Source organism: Sphingobium sp. AP50 (assembly GCF_900109095.1).
Taxonomy (GTDB): Bacteria; Pseudomonadota; Alphaproteobacteria; order Sphingomonadales; family Sphingomonadaceae; genus Sphingobium.
In genome coordinates this window covers 1-15,198 of record NZ_FNYZ01000003.1, presented here as the reverse complement: position 1 = coordinate 15,198, position 15,198 = coordinate 1, and the positions used below count along the sequence as shown (strand labels likewise).

The 15,198-nt window shown below is 62.7% G+C and carries 15 protein-coding genes; 4 read left to right on the top strand and 11 right to left on the bottom strand.

Features of this window, described 5'->3' with window-relative positions:
- The first annotated feature begins 127 nt into the window (after positions 1–127).
- Positions 128–463: a hypothetical protein gene (locus tag BMY84_RS08005; RefSeq protein WP_143075006.1), complete on the top strand. Its 336-nt coding sequence runs from the start codon at positions 128–130 to the stop codon at positions 461–463.
- Here the strand turns inward: BMY84_RS08005 and BMY84_RS08000 are convergent.
- Both BMY84_RS08000 and BMY84_RS07995 read right to left on the bottom strand, forming a co-directional pair.
- Positions 403–1,956: a ShlB/FhaC/HecB family hemolysin secretion/activation protein gene (locus tag BMY84_RS08000; protein WP_177203942.1), complete on the bottom strand. Its 1,554-nt coding sequence runs from the start codon at positions 1,954–1,956 to the stop codon at positions 403–405. The two genes, BMY84_RS08005 and BMY84_RS08000, sit on opposite strands and share 61 nt — an antisense overlap.
- A gap of 53 nt (positions 1,957–2,009) precedes the next feature.
- A complete protein-coding gene (locus BMY84_RS07995; protein WP_093082831.1) occupies positions 2,010–2,342 on the bottom strand; it encodes a hypothetical protein in 333 nt (110 codons plus the stop codon).
- Between the two features lie 260 nt (positions 2,343–2,602).
- On the opposite strand from BMY84_RS07995, the gene BMY84_RS07990 reads away from it, so the two are divergent.
- Together BMY84_RS07990 and BMY84_RS07985 are read left to right on the top strand one after the other, a co-directional pair.
- A complete protein-coding gene (locus BMY84_RS07990; RefSeq protein ID WP_093082829.1) occupies positions 2,603–3,052 on the top strand; it encodes an SRPBCC family protein in 450 nt (149 codons plus the stop codon).
- Positions 3,027–3,380 (top strand): ArsR/SmtB family transcription factor, encoded by a 354-nt coding sequence (locus BMY84_RS07985; protein ID WP_256215151.1) that lies wholly within the window; start codon positions 3,027–3,029, stop codon positions 3,378–3,380. The genes BMY84_RS07990 and BMY84_RS07985 overlap by 26 nt, the downstream gene beginning before the upstream one ends.
- A 6-nt stretch (positions 3,381–3,386) precedes the next feature.
- On the opposite strand, the gene BMY84_RS07980 is transcribed toward BMY84_RS07985, so the two are convergent.
- From BMY84_RS07980 to gpmA, 8 genes are all read right to left on the bottom strand, one after another.
- A complete protein-coding gene (locus BMY84_RS07980) occupies positions 3,387–3,800 on the bottom strand; it encodes a DUF3035 domain-containing protein (protein ID WP_093012847.1) in 414 nt (137 codons plus the stop codon).
- Positions 3,797–4,315 carry a signal peptidase II gene (gene lspA / locus BMY84_RS07975; protein ID WP_093082827.1) on the bottom strand — a complete coding sequence of 173 codons (519 nt, stop codon included), beginning with the start codon at positions 4,313–4,315 and terminating at the stop codon, positions 3,797–3,799. Before lspA ends, BMY84_RS07980 begins: the two co-directional genes overlap by 4 nt.
- 84 nt (positions 4,316–4,399) lie before the next feature.
- Entirely contained in the window at positions 4,400–7,282 is a 2,883-nt protein-coding gene (ileS, locus tag BMY84_RS07970) for an isoleucine--tRNA ligase (protein WP_093082824.1), read from the bottom strand.
- A gap of 163 nt (positions 7,283–7,445) precedes the next feature.
- Positions 7,446–8,372 carry a bifunctional riboflavin kinase/FAD synthetase gene (locus tag BMY84_RS07965; protein ID WP_093082822.1) on the bottom strand — a complete coding sequence of 309 codons (927 nt, stop codon included), beginning with the start codon at positions 8,370–8,372 and terminating at the stop codon, positions 7,446–7,448.
- 130 nt (positions 8,373–8,502) lie between these two features.
- Positions 8,503–8,997 carry a dihydrofolate reductase gene (locus BMY84_RS07960; protein WP_256215150.1) on the bottom strand — a complete coding sequence of 165 codons (495 nt, stop codon included), beginning with the start codon at positions 8,995–8,997 and terminating at the stop codon, positions 8,503–8,505.
- 127 nt (positions 8,998–9,124) lie between these two features.
- Entirely contained in the window at positions 9,125–10,195 is a 1,071-nt protein-coding gene (locus BMY84_RS07955; protein ID WP_093082817.1) for a 5-(carboxyamino)imidazole ribonucleotide synthase, read from the bottom strand.
- 14 nt (positions 10,196–10,209) lie between these two features.
- Positions 10,210–10,695 (bottom strand): 5-(carboxyamino)imidazole ribonucleotide mutase, encoded by a 486-nt coding sequence (gene purE / locus BMY84_RS07950; protein WP_093082814.1) that lies wholly within the window; start codon positions 10,693–10,695, stop codon positions 10,210–10,212.
- Positions 10,696–10,874: 179 nt separating this feature from the next.
- Positions 10,875–11,561: a 2,3-diphosphoglycerate-dependent phosphoglycerate mutase gene (gene gpmA, locus BMY84_RS07945; RefSeq protein WP_093012867.1), complete on the bottom strand. Its 687-nt coding sequence runs from the start codon at positions 11,559–11,561 to the stop codon at positions 10,875–10,877.
- Between the two features lie 153 nt (positions 11,562–11,714).
- Here gpmA and sppA point away from each other — a divergent pair, with 153 nt between their 5' ends.
- On the top strand, positions 11,715–13,598 hold the full coding sequence (gene sppA / locus BMY84_RS07940) for a signal peptide peptidase SppA (protein ID WP_093082812.1): 1,884 nt from the start codon (positions 11,715–11,717) through the stop codon (positions 13,596–13,598).
- An 845-nt stretch (positions 13,599–14,443) separates the two neighbouring features.
- Here the strand turns inward: sppA and BMY84_RS07935 are convergent.
- Complete coding sequence (locus tag BMY84_RS07935; protein WP_093082809.1) at positions 14,444–15,085, bottom strand: trimeric intracellular cation channel family protein; 642 nt, start codon at positions 15,083–15,085, stop codon at positions 14,444–14,446.
- Positions 15,086–15,198 lie beyond the last annotated feature (113 nt).

The window sequence follows — 15,198 nt, the reverse complement described above, 5'->3', positions numbered from 1 at the left end:
GCTCGTCGTCAAGCTGCTGCTCGGCGTGTGGCTGGGCATGGGCGGCTTGATCCTGTGCGGCCATTGGCATGCGAAGCGTCAGGCCAGACGCCTGGCCGCGAAGCGGGATGGCATGGCGCCATGGGCGATGATCGACGGGCTGGTCGCATCCGGCATCGCGGAGCCTGTGGCGGAATTCCTATGGGACGCCATCAGCCCTTATTATGGCGAGGGCGACATATTGCCGCACCCCGATGACGATCTGGAAAAGGACGCCAGCATCGATCCGGAAGATATTGAAGACATGATCGCCGAGTTCTTCCAGTTATTTTCACTGCCTGAAGCAACGGCCCGGTCGCCGGAAACCATTCCCTTGCCTCTCAGCATTGCCAGCTTCGCGCGCTATCTGAATAGCCGCCACCATCAAGGCCAGGACAAGGACGCACTGACGGACAAGCGCCAACGATCGCCAAATCCGACATAGGGGTCTTTTATTACGCGATTGGCGGACAAGTCCATGCGCAACAGCCCATCGCGCACTCTGACCCCGGCCCCAGTCGACGCAAGTCCATAGGTCGCGCGATAGGATATCGGCCGGGCATTATATGTCACCCGCCCCCCATCGACATAGGCGTAGAATTCGGCACGACGGCCGCTTTTGGACGCCGGCGGCGCCCAGGCGAGTTCCATATTGCCCGCAATGCCGCTGTCACCGCTCACTATCGCCGGTTCAAACCCCCGCCCATAGCTGTCGCCCCCCAGAAAGAAGGCTTCCGCACTCGGCAATGCATCCTTGCTATACTGGCCGGTAGCCAAGAGACGGACGATGACATTACGGTCGATCAGACGATGATAGGCAGCACTAACGCGCAATTTGGTGAAACGCCGGTCGGTGATGAACCAACTGGTCTGTGCACCTGGCAAATCGATGGATCGGGAGACGGAAACGCCAATCTCCGATCGCGCCTGTGCATTCGCCTTGGACCAGTTCAGCCCCAATCGACCGATCCGCACATTTTCCGTGATCAAACGAAGGCCGATTATATCAAGATGACTTTGCTGCATTTCCAGCGCGGCACTCGCCGACAGTGCTGTCGCGACTCCGCTATGCAACGGGTAGGACAACGTCGTGGACAAGGTGGTTGTACGCGCCTTCAATTCGTAATCGGCCAATTCCGTCCGGCCATGCGCCGCCGTCAAGGATAGTTGCAGCCCATCTACGCCCAGAGGCGCCATATAAGTCGCCCCCATAGCTTCGCCCTTGCTACTGAGCAGGCGGCTATAGAGCATGTCGATTCGATCGCCACCGGTCAGCACATTGTCATATCCCGCGCCGACACGCGCCTGCGGCCGACCGAAAATCTGCGTGCCGCCATTGTCGAAGCCGATCGACCATCTGGGCTTTGCGCGCTGCACCGTGAAACGCAGCACCAACCCGCCGGGAGCCTGGCCGCCGATCATGTCCGCCTCCACCCTGTTGCCCTGCATATCGGCAATCTGGCGCAACACCCGTTGTAGCGCTGATTTGCGCAACGGCGATGATAGCGCAAGCGGAGCAGCAATCGCTCGCACATGGCGCTGCGCCCGTTTTGCCGTCACATCACCATCAACCTGGATTTTTTCGACATGGCCTTCCTGCACATGGATTTGCAACACACCATCGGCGGGCGTGAAGCTGTCCAGGCTGATGTTGAATATCGCGATGTCACTGAGGTTATAAGTGCGCGCCAGCACGTCGGCGATTTCGCGCAGAGCCGCTTCACTCGCTGCCTTGCCCTCAAATGGCTTCACCGCCCGGTCGAGATCAGCGGAAATCCTGCTGCCCTTTATCACAATCTTCCGGATCGCGACGTCCGGCGACGGAAACAGGCCCGCTTCTTGGACATTCCCCGCCTGATCAGGCGCCACCTGCGCGCTGAGTATCGGAGCGCCCATGAAGACGGACAAGATGATCAGAAAAAGGCGCAGGATATGCATGGCTTGCCAAAAAGCAGGGAGGACCGGAAACGGCCCTCCCATGCTCGCTGACCTTATTTCTTCGTCGGATTGAGCGAGAGCAGCAGAGTCGTTTCCCCGCTGCCGTTGGTGCCCAGCAAATTGGTATTGAGCCCTGCAATCGTTTCGTCACCCAACAAGCGAATGCTCGTGCCATTATGGGTGCCGACCTGATTGGACAGGATACTGACACCGATACCGCTGTTGGGCGTAGACGATCCGATCAATGTCGGCCCATTGCCGACCTGCACCCGGATCGGGCTGTTTTGCAATTTGAGTTGAGCGAATGACGGCGTTGATGCCGCCAGGCCAGCAGCCAGTATCAGAGCCGCAGAAGCAAGTTTCGGCATGCTTTTCAATACGGACATTTCATCCTCCAGACAAAATACTCCCCGCCAATACAAAAGACACCATTGCCTCTAAGATCATTTTAAAAAATATCATTAAATAATAATTCAGTATCATCTTCTTATATTTTACATAAAAATACTATTGTTTTACATAAATGGAACTTTTGAAATTATAGTTTGTTTATCATTGATATTTTCATTGCGATATAGAAACAAATATCGATGTTATTGCGCCAATCGACGAAGCAGGTCATATAAGCAACCAGGAGGTTGCCTATATGACCGACAGCATCATCAAGACGATCGAAATCGCCGCGCCCGTAGAGGCAGTCTGGGACGCCATCACCGATCATGAAAAATTCGGCGCCTGGTTTCAGGTTGCGCTCGACCAACCCTTTATCGTGGGCCAGAGCACGACCGGGCACATGACCTATCCGGGCTATGAGCATTTCCCCTGGGAATCGCGCACCGTCGCGATCGAGCCGATGACGCGCTTCGCCTTCGAATGGCCGGCGACCGGCGGGGATGAGGAGGCGATCCGCAATGGCGTGCCGGAATGGACGCTGGTCGAATTCCTGCTGGAGCCGATCACGACGGGCACGCGACTGACCGTGGTCGAAAGCGGTTTCGATGCCGTGCCGGAACCGCGTCGGTCGAATATCCTGCGCTCCAATGACGGCGGCTGGGCCGAGCAGGTCCAGAATGTCCGGCGCTATGTCAGCGGCTGAACCGGCCTCGCTCTTCTCCGCGCTGGGCGATTCGACGCGACTGGGGCTGGTCCGGCGCCTGTCCGATGGCCGGGAACGGTCGATCGCGCAGCTAGGCGACGGGCTGCCGATGAGCAGGCAGGCCGTCACCAAGCATCTGAGCGTGCTGCATGGCGCCGGATTGGTTCATCGCCGCCGCAGCGGGCGGGAGGTCCAATATGCGCTGCGGCGCGACGCGATCGAGGCGGCATGCCATTGGCTGGACGAAGTGAGCGCCCAATGGGACGGCACCCTCGCCCGGCTCAAGGCTCTGGTCGAGGAAGGGGACCACCAAGGTCCCCTTCCCTGATATTAATCAGTTCGGCGTGGCGGCGCGTGCGTCCTGCCCGTCACCTTCCGGCGCGGCGATGATGTCGCGGGTGGTGCTGCCCTTGTCGACCACTTCGGTCGCCGGATCACCAGCCGACGAGCGGATGCCAGCGGCCGCATTGGCGCGACCGGCGGCGGTCAGCGCCGCGGTTTCACCCGCGCTGCGGGCGGCGGGGCCGCCGAACATCGCCTGCATCGCTTCACTGCGCGAATCGACCGCAGCGGCGGCCGGAGTGCCCGGCGCCGGCGGCACCAGTGCGAAATCGGGCGGCACGACCAGCGGCGCCTGACGCGAGACGGCGAATTCGTCGGGGCGCGCGCGATTGAACAGGCCACCGCCGCCGCCACAGGCGGACAGGGATGCAACAAGGCCAGCGGCGAGGATCAGGTTACGCTTCACTTCAAAGTCTCCGTCTTTGCGCCCTTGTCGCGCAGCAGCAGCGCCCGCGCAAGCAGGATCAGCACGCCGATCGTGATGGCGGCGTCCGCCAGGTTGAAAATCAGGAAAGGCCGCCATTCGCCGAAATGCAGATCCGCATAATCAACGACATAGCCGAGGCGCACGCGATCCACGATATTGCCGATCGCGCCGCCCAGCACCATGCCCAGCGCCGCGACATCCTGCCGCGCGCGTTCCCGCCACATCCACACGCCCACAAAGGCGGCGATCAGGAAGGTCATGCCAACCAGCGCCCAGCGCGCCATATCGGTATCGGCATGGAAGAAGCCCATGGAAACGCCGCGATTTTCCAGCCAGCGCAGGCGGAAGATCGGCAATATCTCGATCCCCTCGTCCAGTCGGCTCTTGAGCGCCAGCGGATAGGTGACGGTATATTTGACGAGCTGGTCCAGCGCGAGCGTCACGATCGCGACGGTCAGCCCCAGCGGGCGATGGTTGATGGATGGCGTAGGCATGGTTGCGTTTATCTCAGCCTGGAAATGACGTCACGATGAACTTGTTTCAGTAAGGGCGAACCGTTTTCAGGCCCGCCCTCTCCGTCACGCCTTCAGCACATCGTCGCAGCGGTTGCAGAGCGTGCCGTCTTCCTCGACCTCCGGCAGCAGGCGCCAGCAGCGGCCGCATTTGTGCCAGTCGCTGGGCTTGACGATGATGCCGTCGCCCACGCCCATTTCGATCCTGGCGACGATGGCGATTTCGGCGAAGTTCACACCGTCGCTGGGCAGCATTTCACCCATGGTGACGTCGGCTTCCAGACTGGAGCGGATCACCTTTTCCCGACGGAAGGGCTCGATCGCCTCGTTCACCTGCTCGCGCTGGTAGCGCAGTTCGCCCCATTTGTCGTTCAGGTGGCTGTTGATCCAGTGATGATCGACTTCCGGCCATTCGAGGAAATGGACGCTATCCTCGTCACTTGGGAAGCGGCTTTGCCATACTTCCTCAGCGGTGAAGGGGATGATCGGCGCGACATAACGGACCAGCGCGTGGAACAGCGTGTCGAGCAGGGTGCGATAGGCGCGCCGCTTGGGATCGCTCTTCGCATCGCAATAGAGGCAATCCTTGCGGATATCGAAGAAGAAGGCCGACAGGTCGCTGTTCGCGAAATCGAAGATCGCGCGGGTGTAGCGGCTGAACTCCAGCCAGTTCTCGCTCTTCGCGGCCTTGTCGACCACAGCGCGCAGTTCCGCATCCAACTGGGCCAGACGATGGAGCATATAACGCTCCAGCTCCGGCATGTCGGCATAGGACACCGCTTCCGTCTCTTCATCATAGTCGGAAAGAGCACCCAGCATGTAGCGGAATGTATTGCGCAATTTGCGATAGGCGTCGGACGAACCGGCCAGCACTTCCTTGCCGATGCGCACGTCATCGAAATAGTCGGTGCTGGCGACCCAGACGCGCAAAATGTCCGCGCCGCTCTCGCTCATGATCTTGAGCGGATCGACCACATTGCCAAGGCTCTTGGACATTTTCTTGCCCGTACCGTCCAGCGCGAAGCCATGGGTCAGCACCGCGCCATAGGGCGCGCGACCGCGCGTGCCGCAGCTTTCGAGCAGCGAGGACTGGAACCAGCCGCGATGCTGGTCCGAACCCTCGATATAGAGGTCGGCGCGCACGCCTTCGCCATAGCGGCCCTCGACCACGAAGCTGTGGGTCGAGCCGCTGTCGAACCAGACGTCCAGAATGTCGTTCACGACCTCATAGTCGTTGAGGTCATAATCGGGACCGAGCAGCGCCTGATGATCCGCGCCGAACCAGGCGTCCGCACCGGCGCCCTTGAACGCTTCGATGATGCGGGCATTGACCGCCGGATCGACCAGATATTGCCCACTCTTGCGATGGACATAGAGGGCGATCGGCACGCCCCAGGCGCGCTGGCGGCTGATCACCCAGTCGGGGCGGCCTTCCACCATGGAGCGGATGCGGTTGGTCGACCGCTCCGGCACCCAGCGGGTCTGCTCGATCGCGTCGAGGGCGATTTCGCGCAGCGTCGGGCCGTTGCCGGTGACGATCGGGGTCGGCATCACGCCGCCATCGACGTCCGCCAGCACGGCTTCCTGCGGTTTATCCATGGGGATGAACCATTGCGGGGTGCAGCGATAGATGATGCGCGCCTTAGACCGCCAGCTATGCGGATAGCTGTGGCGGAAGTCGCTGGCGCTCAGCAGCGCGCCGACGCCACGCAGATCGGTGCAGATCGGGCCATCGGGACCATTGAACTTGGTGTTGATGACGCTGCCCTGCCCCGGCAGCCAGTCCCAGTCGTCGCGATAGAAGCCCGCATCATTGACCGCAAAGACCGGATCGATCCCGAGTTTCTTGCAGGCAAGGAAATCCTCCTCACCATGGTCGGGCGCCATATGGACGAGGCCCGTACCCGCATCGGTCGTGACATGGTCGGCCGGCAGCAGCGGACGCGGCCTGGCGAAAAAGCCGCCCAGCGCGTGCATCGGATGCCGGGTGATCGCGCCGGCGAGGTCGGTGCCTTTCCACTTGCGTTGCACCATAGCGATGATGTGCAGTCGCTCCACGACAGCCGGGACCAGATCCGTCGCCACCAAAATGATTGCAGCGGTAGCGATCTTCTCTTCCCGAGACATAGTCTCCAAAGGCAGATCAGCCGGCCACACCAGCAATTCCGAATACTCGACCTCTTCCCCATAAGCGATCGCCTGATTGACAGGGATCGTCCAGGGCGTCGTCGTCCAGATCACCGCATGCGCGCCGACCAGCTCCGGCGCGTTGGGCGCTTCGACGATCTCGAACGCCACGTCGATCTGGGTCGAGGTGACGTCTTCATATTCGACCTCGGCTTCGGCCAGCGCGGTCTTCTCCACCGGCGACCACATGACGGGCTTGGCGCCGCGATAGAGCTGGCCGCTTTCCGCGAACTTCAGCAATTCGCCCACGATCGTCGCTTCGGCATCGAACTTCATGGTCAGGTACGGATCGGCCCAATCGCCCATCACGCCCAGACGCTTGAACTGATCCTTCTGCACGCCCACCCATTTGTCGGCATAGGCGCGGCACTGGGCGCGGAATTCGGCGGCGGGCACCTCATCCTTGTTCAGCTTCTTCTTGCGATATTCCTCCTCGATCTTCCATTCGATCGGCAGGCCGTGGCAATCCCATCCGGGCACATAGGGCGCATCCTTGCCCAGCAGCGACTGGCTGCGGACGATGATGTCCTTGAGCACCTTGTTCATCGCATGGCCCATATGGATGTCGCCATTGGCGTAGGGCGGGCCATCATGCAGGATGAAGCGTTCGCGCCCCGCGCGCTTCTCGCGCAGCTTGCCATAGAGGTCCATCGCCTCCCACTTCGCCGCAATGGCCGGTTCCTTCTGCGCAAGGCCGGCCTTCATCGGAAAGTCGGTGACGGGCAGGAAGACGGTGGATTTATAATCGGGCTGGTCGGTCATGATGGGTCCGGCACTAGAACGTAAAACCGTTCGCGCTGAGTAGGGACTGAGCTTGTCGAAGGCCCGTATCGAAGCATCCGCGCCAAAGCCCAGTCCTTCGATACGCCATTTCGACTTCGCTCAATGGCTACTCAGGACGAACGGGGTGAATGGAGAGCGTGCCCTACGCGAGGTAAGGCGTTCCCGCAAGGATTTGCCGCGCATCCTCGCAATCGCGGGCGATGCCGGCCATCAGCGCGTCGAGCCCGTCATATTTCACCTCGCCATGGAGGTAGCGGATCAGTTGCACCTCTATCGACATATCATAGAGGCTTTCGGCGAAGTCGAAGAAATGCGGCTCCAGCAATTCCTTGGGCGGATCGAAGCTGGGGCGGATGCCCAGATTGGCGGCGCCATCCAGCACTCGGCCGTCAGGCAGCAGGCCGCGCACCGCATAAATGCCATAGGCTGGGCGAAGATACGGCCCCATGTCGATATTGGCGGTGGGGAAGCCGATGGTGCGGCCCAGCTTGTCGCCATGCTGCACCAGCCCCTCGATCGCGAAGGGGCGGGTCAGCAGGCGCGTGGCGGTGTCGCAATCGCCCGCCTGCAACGCGACGCGGATGCGGCTGGAGGAAATCACCCCCTCCCCGTCCATGACCGGGGGAATCGCCTCTGCCGACAGGCCGAACTGGCCGAAACTGTCGATCGTGCCGCTGCGCCCCTTGCCAAAGGTGAAGTCCTGCCCCGTCACCACGGCGGCGACGCCCATCTGATCGGTGAGCAGGCGGACATAGGCGGCGGCGTCCAGCGCGGCCAGCTCCGGCGTGAAGTCGAACACCAGCATGGCATCCGCACCGGCGCGGGCGAACAATGCGGCGCGCTGGTCCAGCGTGGTCAGGCGAAAGCTGGGTGTGTCGGGCCGGAACAGCCGCATCGGATGCGGATCGAAGGTGGCGACGATCGCCGGACGCCCTTCGGCCCGCGCGCGATCGATCGCACGACCGACCACCGCCTGATGGCCCGCATGAAACCCATCGAAATTGCCCAGCGCCATGACGCTCCCGCGCAGATGGGCGGGGATCGGGGCGCCGCTAGAAAGCCGCTCCATGGCGCGCCTATAGGGAGGTGGGCCGGGTGTGGCAATGGACGGGATGCCCTATCCTACCGTCATTGCGAGCGCAGCGAAGCAATCCAATATCGCGCCGTGGATTGCTTCGCTACGCTCGCAATGACGAAAATCAGCGCTTCCGCTCGAACGTCACGAAGCTGTAACCCGGTCGCCCATCCACCGCCGGATGATCGTCCCGCGCGCTTTCCTGCCAGCCTGCCGGGTCGGGATAGGCAATCGCCGCATCCCCCTCCGCATCGACATGCACTTCGGTCAGTTCGATCCGGTCGGCCATCGGCAGGAACAGGCGATAGATTTCCGCGCCACCGATCACCATCGCAACCGGGGCATCGGCCAGCGCGATCGCGCCTGCGATATCCTGCGCAGCCTCTGCGCCCTCGCTCGCCCATGCGGCATCGCGGGTCAGCACGATATGGCGACGGCCGGGCAACAGGCCGGGCAGGCTATCGAACGTCTTGCGCCCCATGATCATGGGGTGCCCGGCGGTGATCGCCTTGAAATGCTTGAGGTCCGCCGGCAGCCGCCAGGGCAGGTCGCCATCCTTGCCGATCACGCCATTGTCGGCGCGGGCAAGGACCAGGGTGATTCCGCTCTGCCCACTCAAAACGTCACTCCCTTGCCACTCATCGTCCGTCATCCCCGCGAAGGCGGGGATCCAGCTCCCGCCTTTTCACCCCGATCAGAGGTTGGGAGATGGGTTCCCGCTTTCGCGGGAATGACGGCGCTTTTACCTAAAGCACCAGCCGCGTCACATGCCCCATCTTGCGGCCGGGACGCGCTTCATGCTTGCCATAGAGGTGCAGATGATTGGCCTGATCGCCCAATATCTCCAGCCATGCATTGGCCTCATCGCCGATCAGGTTGCGCATCTCCACGCGCGACGCGGCAAGGCCGGTGTCGCCCAGCGGCAGGCCGCAAATGGCGCGGACATGGTTTTCGAACTGGCTCGTCACCGCGCCCTCGATCGTCCAGTGACCGCTATTATGGACGCGCGGCGCCATTTCATTAAAGACCGGGCCGTCCGCGCTGGCGAAAAATTCGCAGGTCAGCACGCCGACATAGCCCAATGCGTCGGCGATCTGCTTCGCCATCGCGCGGGCCTGTTCCATCTGCCCCTCGATCAGCGGCCCGGCGGGCACGGTCGATGTGGCAAGAATGCCGTTCACATGAACATTCGCCGCCGAATCCCAGAAGCGCACTTCGCCATCGGCGCCGCGCACCAGGATGACCGAAAATTCCTCGGCAAAGGTGACGAAGCCTTCCAGGATCGCGCTCTGGCGGCCAATGGCGTTCCAGGCGCCGACCGCATCGCCCGGCTCGGACAGGCGCGCCTGCCCCTTGCCGTCATAGCCCATGCGGTTGGTCTTCAGGATGGCGCGGCTGCCGACCTGTTCGATCGCCTCTTCCAGATCGTCGAGGCTTTCGACCGGCGCGAAGGGCGCGGTCAGCCCGCCCAGATCGCAGACGAAGCGCTTTTCGGCGAGCCGGTCCTGCGCCACGCGCAGCGCCTGCGCACCGGGGCGGACGAGGCCGTGGGTGGACAGAACCTCAACCGCGGCCGGATCGATATTCTCGAACTCATAGGTGACGACATCGACGCCATCGGCAAAGGACGCCAGCGCCTGCGCATCCTCATAGGCGCCGCGCGTCCAGAGCGGCGAGACGTCGGCGGCCGGGCCGCTTTCCTCCGGCGCATAGATGCTGGTGCGATAGCCCAGCTGGGCCGCCGCCATAGCGATCATCCGGCCGAGCTGGCCGCCGCCAAGGATGCCGATGGTGGAGCCGGGCGCGATGGTCGTCATGGGCCTTCTATCTATCAGTCTTCGACGGTTTCGGCGACGGCATCGGTCTGGCGGGCACGCCAGGCATCGAGCCGATCGGCCAGAGCCGCGTCATTGGTGGCGAGGATGGCGGCGGCCAGCAGGCCCGCATTGATCGCGCCGGGCTTGCCGATGGCCAGCGTGGCGACGGGGATGCCGCCGGGCATCTGGACGATGGAGAGCAGCGAATCCATGCCCTTCAGCGCCTTGGACTCGACCGGCACGCCCAGCACCGGCAGGCGCGTCATCGATGCGGTCATGCCCGGCAGATGCGCGGCGCCGCCGGCACCGGCGATGATCACCTTCAGGCCGCGCGCGACAGCGCCGGTGGCATAATCATAGAGGCGCTGCGGGGTGCGGTGGGCGGACACCACCTTGCATTCATGCGCGACGCCCAGCGCGTCGAGCGTTTCGGCGGCGTGGCGCATGGTTTCCCAGTCGGACCGCGAACCCATGATGATACCGACGTCGATTGCGCTCATGGCCTTGATACTTTCCCCTGATGGTGATGGCCCGGAAAGCAAAGCCCCTTAGCGAGCGGGTCGCCAAGGGGCAATGAAGTTTATAGCCGTTCAGAGATCGCAGTCGCGACTTGTGCGTATGAAAACCGAAGCTTCCAGCCCTTCACATCGCCGCGATCAATTACTTCCAAAGATCGCGATCAGCGCTCCGACAGATAATAGCGGTCGATCGCGGTCAGATCGTCGGCCAGATCATAGACGATCGGCTGGCCGGTCGGGATTTCCAGTTCGGTGATCTCATCGTCGGGAATGTTCGACAGATGCTTCACCAGCGCGCGCAGCGAATTGCCATGGGCGGAGATGACGACGCGCTTGCCAGCCTTCAGGTCAGGCGCGATGACCGATTCCCAATAGGGCAGCACGCGGGCGATCGTGTCCTTGAGGCTTTCGGTCGACGGGATCGGGATGCCGGCATAGCGGCGATCGGCGGCCAGATCGAACTCGCTGCCCGCTTCCAGCACCGGCGGTGGAATGTCGAAGCTGCGGCGCCAGATCTTCACCTGCGCGTCGCCATGCTTGGCCGCTGTTTCCGCCTTGTTCAGGCCCGTGAGGCCGCCATAATGGCGTTCATTCAGGCGCCAGTCCTTTTCGACCGGCAGCCACAGCCGCCCCATTTCCTCCAGCACCAGATTGAGCGTCTTGATCGCGCGGCTCTGGACCGAAGTGTAACATTGGTCGAAATCCAGCCCCTTTTCCTTGAGCAGGCGGCCGGCGGCGCGCGCCTCTTCCACGCCCTTTTCGGTCACATCGACGTCCCACCAGCCGGTGAAGCGGTTTTCCAGATTCCAGGCCGACTGGCCGTGACGGATAAGGACGAGAGTGGGCATAGGGCGCGTCTCCTGCACGATAGCGGCAAATGATGTGCTTCCCATAACGGGCAAAATCGTGGGCGCAAGCTTGTCGCGGGCTGTTCATGCCCCACATTGCAGCGAGGGCGTCCTTGCGATAGCCAAAGGGTTCAAGATGAAGGAGCAGCCGACTTGGCATTTGTGAAGGGCGCATGGCGCATATTGGTTGCGATCAAGGACGGACTGGTCCTGCTGCTCCTGCTGCTCTTCTTCGGCGCGCTTTATGCCGCCCTCTCCTTTTCCCCCAAGCCCGCGCAAAAGGTCGGCAGCGGCGCGTTGCTGCTGGATCTGGACGGCAGCATCGTGGAGCAACCCGCCGAGGTCGGCGCCATGGCCCTGCTCAGCGGTTCCGGACCGGAGACAAAGGAATATCGCCTGTCCGACATCGTCGCCGCGCTCGACGCCGCGAAGGATGATGCCAAGGTGAAGGCGGTGGTCCTGAACCTCGACGGCTTTGCCGGCGGCGGTCAGGTGGCGATGGCCCGCGTGGGCAAGGCGCTGGACGGCGTGCGCGCCGCCAAGAAACCGGTGCTGGCCTATGCCACGCTCTACAGCGACGACAGCTATCAACTGGCCGCCCATGCCAGCGAAGTGTGGAGCGATCCGCTGGGCGGTGTCGCCATATTGGGCCGGGGCGGCTCCAACCTCTATTATAAGGGGTTGATCGACAAGCTGGGCGTGAACACCCATGTCTATCGCGTCGGCACCTATAAGAGCTTCGTCGAACCCTATATCCGGTCCGAACAGTCGCCCGAAGCCAAGCAGGCCAATCAGGCGCTGGCCGACGCCCTGTGGCAGAACTGGCAGGATGATGTCGCCAAGGCGCGGCCAAAGGCGAAGATCGCCGCCTATGCCGCCGATCCGCTGAGCGCCGCGCGCGCCACCGGCGGCGACATTGCCAAGGCCGCGCTGGCGGCGGGGCTGGTCGACAAGCTGGGCGACGAAGCCGCCTTTGGCGCGCGCGTGGCGCAGGTCGCGGGCGACTCCAGCAGCGACAAGGCGGGCAGTTTCGCCAGCATCGACCTGGCCGCCTATGTGAAGGCGCACAAGCCTTCCGGCGATGGCCAGATCGGCGTGCTGACGGTCGCGGGCGATATCGTGGACGGCGAAGGCGGCCCCGGCACGGCGGCGGGCGACACGATTTCCGACCTGCTGCTGACCGCGCTCGATGAAAAGGATTTGAAGGCCCTCGTCGTCCGTGTCGATTCGCCGGGCGGATCGGTGATGGCGTCGGAAAAGATTCGCGGCGCGATCCTGCAAGCCAAGGCGGCCGGGCTGCCGGTGGTCGTCTCCATGGCCAATGTCGCGGCCAGCGGCGGCTATTGGGTGTCGACGCCGGGCGACGTGATCTTTGCCGAACCGGATACCATCACCGGGTCGATCGGCGTGTTCGGCATCATCCCCAGCTTTGAAGGCACGCTGGCCAAGATGGGCATCACCACGGACGGCGTGCGCACCACGCCGCTGTCGGGCCAGCCCGATGTCGTGGGCGGCACCACCCCGGAATTCGATCAGATCATGCAATTGGGCGTCGAGGATATTTATCGCCGCTTCGTGGGTCTGGTCGCCCGCTCGCGCCACAAGACCCCGCAACAGATCGACGCCATCGCGCAGGGCCGCGTCTGGGACGGCGGCACCGCGCGCCAGATCGGGCTGGTCGACCGGTTCGGCGGCCTGGAAGACGCGATCGCCGAAGCCGCCCGCCGCGCCAAGCTCGATCCTGCCAAGGCACGCGCCTATGCGATCGAGAAGAAGCCTGACCCGTTCACCGAATTCGTCCAGTCGATCGCGCAGCGCGAGCAGGAAGACGCCAGCGCGCCCCGCGACATGCTGGCGCGGCAGGCGGCGGCGCAACGCGGCTGGGCGATGCAGGCGGTGTCCGATGTGAAAGCGCTGGTCACGGGCGCCGGCATCCGGGCCGACTGCCTGGAATGCCGCGGCTATGGCGCGCCCAAGCAGCAAAGCGCCGCAGACGAACGTGGCGTGATGGCATTGCTCGCGGGATTGTGGCGGTAAAACAGCAACAGATGCACCCCTCCCGCCTGCGGGAGGGGTTAGCGAGACTTACGCGCGCAGCGCGTTAGTCGCAGCGGGGTGGGCAAGACCATAGTCGACCTTAAGCCGCAGTCGCGCCGCAGGCAGCATATATTGTTCACGCGGAGGCGCGAAGACGCGGAGCAGATGCGCAACCCCTCCGCGCCTTCGCGCCTCCGCGTGAACCAAACCAAAGAAAGATTGCGCGCCGAGACGCAGAGAGCGCAGAGAAAATTACCACTCCAACTCTGCGTTCTCCGCGCCTCTGCGCGAATATGACATGCACTTTCGGCGCAAACGACCATTTGTTGCCGGTCAGCTTGGAGGTTCTCGCACCTGAAAGCTGACGTTTATCACTCAACGCCAGACAGCCACAAAATTCCGGCTGCCGATACTTCGAGAAAGGGGAGATTGCTTACCTGTCGCCATGGGGTTCCTGACGTATCGTATTCGATTAGGTGGTAGCTTCGCCCGCAAGTCCGCCAACTTTTACAGGGGCAAACATTCGGCGCTTCATCCCATGGGAGTTTAGCCAATCGCTGCAATTCACCTATCGCGTCGATTTTGCTCTCAAACTGCCCAACATGTTCGGCGTGTGACTCATCTTCTATGACAAACATGCGGCACCCCTGATGCAATTTCTGTGGCGGCTATACACTGACTCTGTGCAAAAGCTGACAGTCCCCTAACCACCCTTCTCGTCATTCCCGCGAAAGCGGGAACCCATCTCCCGACCTCTGAACAAAGTGAAATGGTGCGAGATGGATCCCCGCCTGCGCGGGGATGACGGTGCAGAATTGGTCCATATGTTTGCCAACCAAATCGCCCTACTTCTCATCCCGATAGCCCGGCAAGCCCAGCCCGCGCCAGATCGCCACCGCGCGCAGGCCGAACCCCAGCAGCGCCGCAATCACGCCGGCGACCGGCACATCCAGCCCGATCCAGCGCAGCGCCACGAACAGCCCCGACGCGAAGGCCGCCGCCGTCACATAAAGTTCCGGCCGCAGCAGGATCGACGGCTCGCCCGCCAGCAGATCGCGCATGATGCCGCCGACGCAGCCGGTGACGACACCCATCATCCCCGCGACGAAGGGCGGGACGCCGAAGCTCATCGCCTTGGCCGCGCCGAATACGGCAAAGGCGGCCAGACCGATCGCGTCCAGCCAGTCGAGCGCGCGGTCGCTCCACCAGCGGCGGGGGCTGAACCAGACGACCAGCGCCGCCGCCATGCAGGCGATCGCGGGCACCGCATCCACCACCCAGAAGACCGGTGCACCGATCAGCAGGTCGCGCACCGTGCCGCCGCCCACCCCCGTCACGAGCGCGAAGAAAGCGAAGGTGACGAGCGTCTGCCGCAACCGCGCCGCCGCCAGCGCCCCGGACGCGGCGAAGACGAAGGTGCCGATAATGCTCAATGTTTCGAGCACCGGACCGATCGAGGTGGCAAGGGAAGGCGTGGGTGGAAGCATAAATTTATCTAACCACAACCGTTCGTCCTTGCATGATGATTGGGTGATCAAAACCTATGTGAGGTGTTGATTGCGTGCAGATGGGGTCATGACCCCATCTGCACGGAGCATTC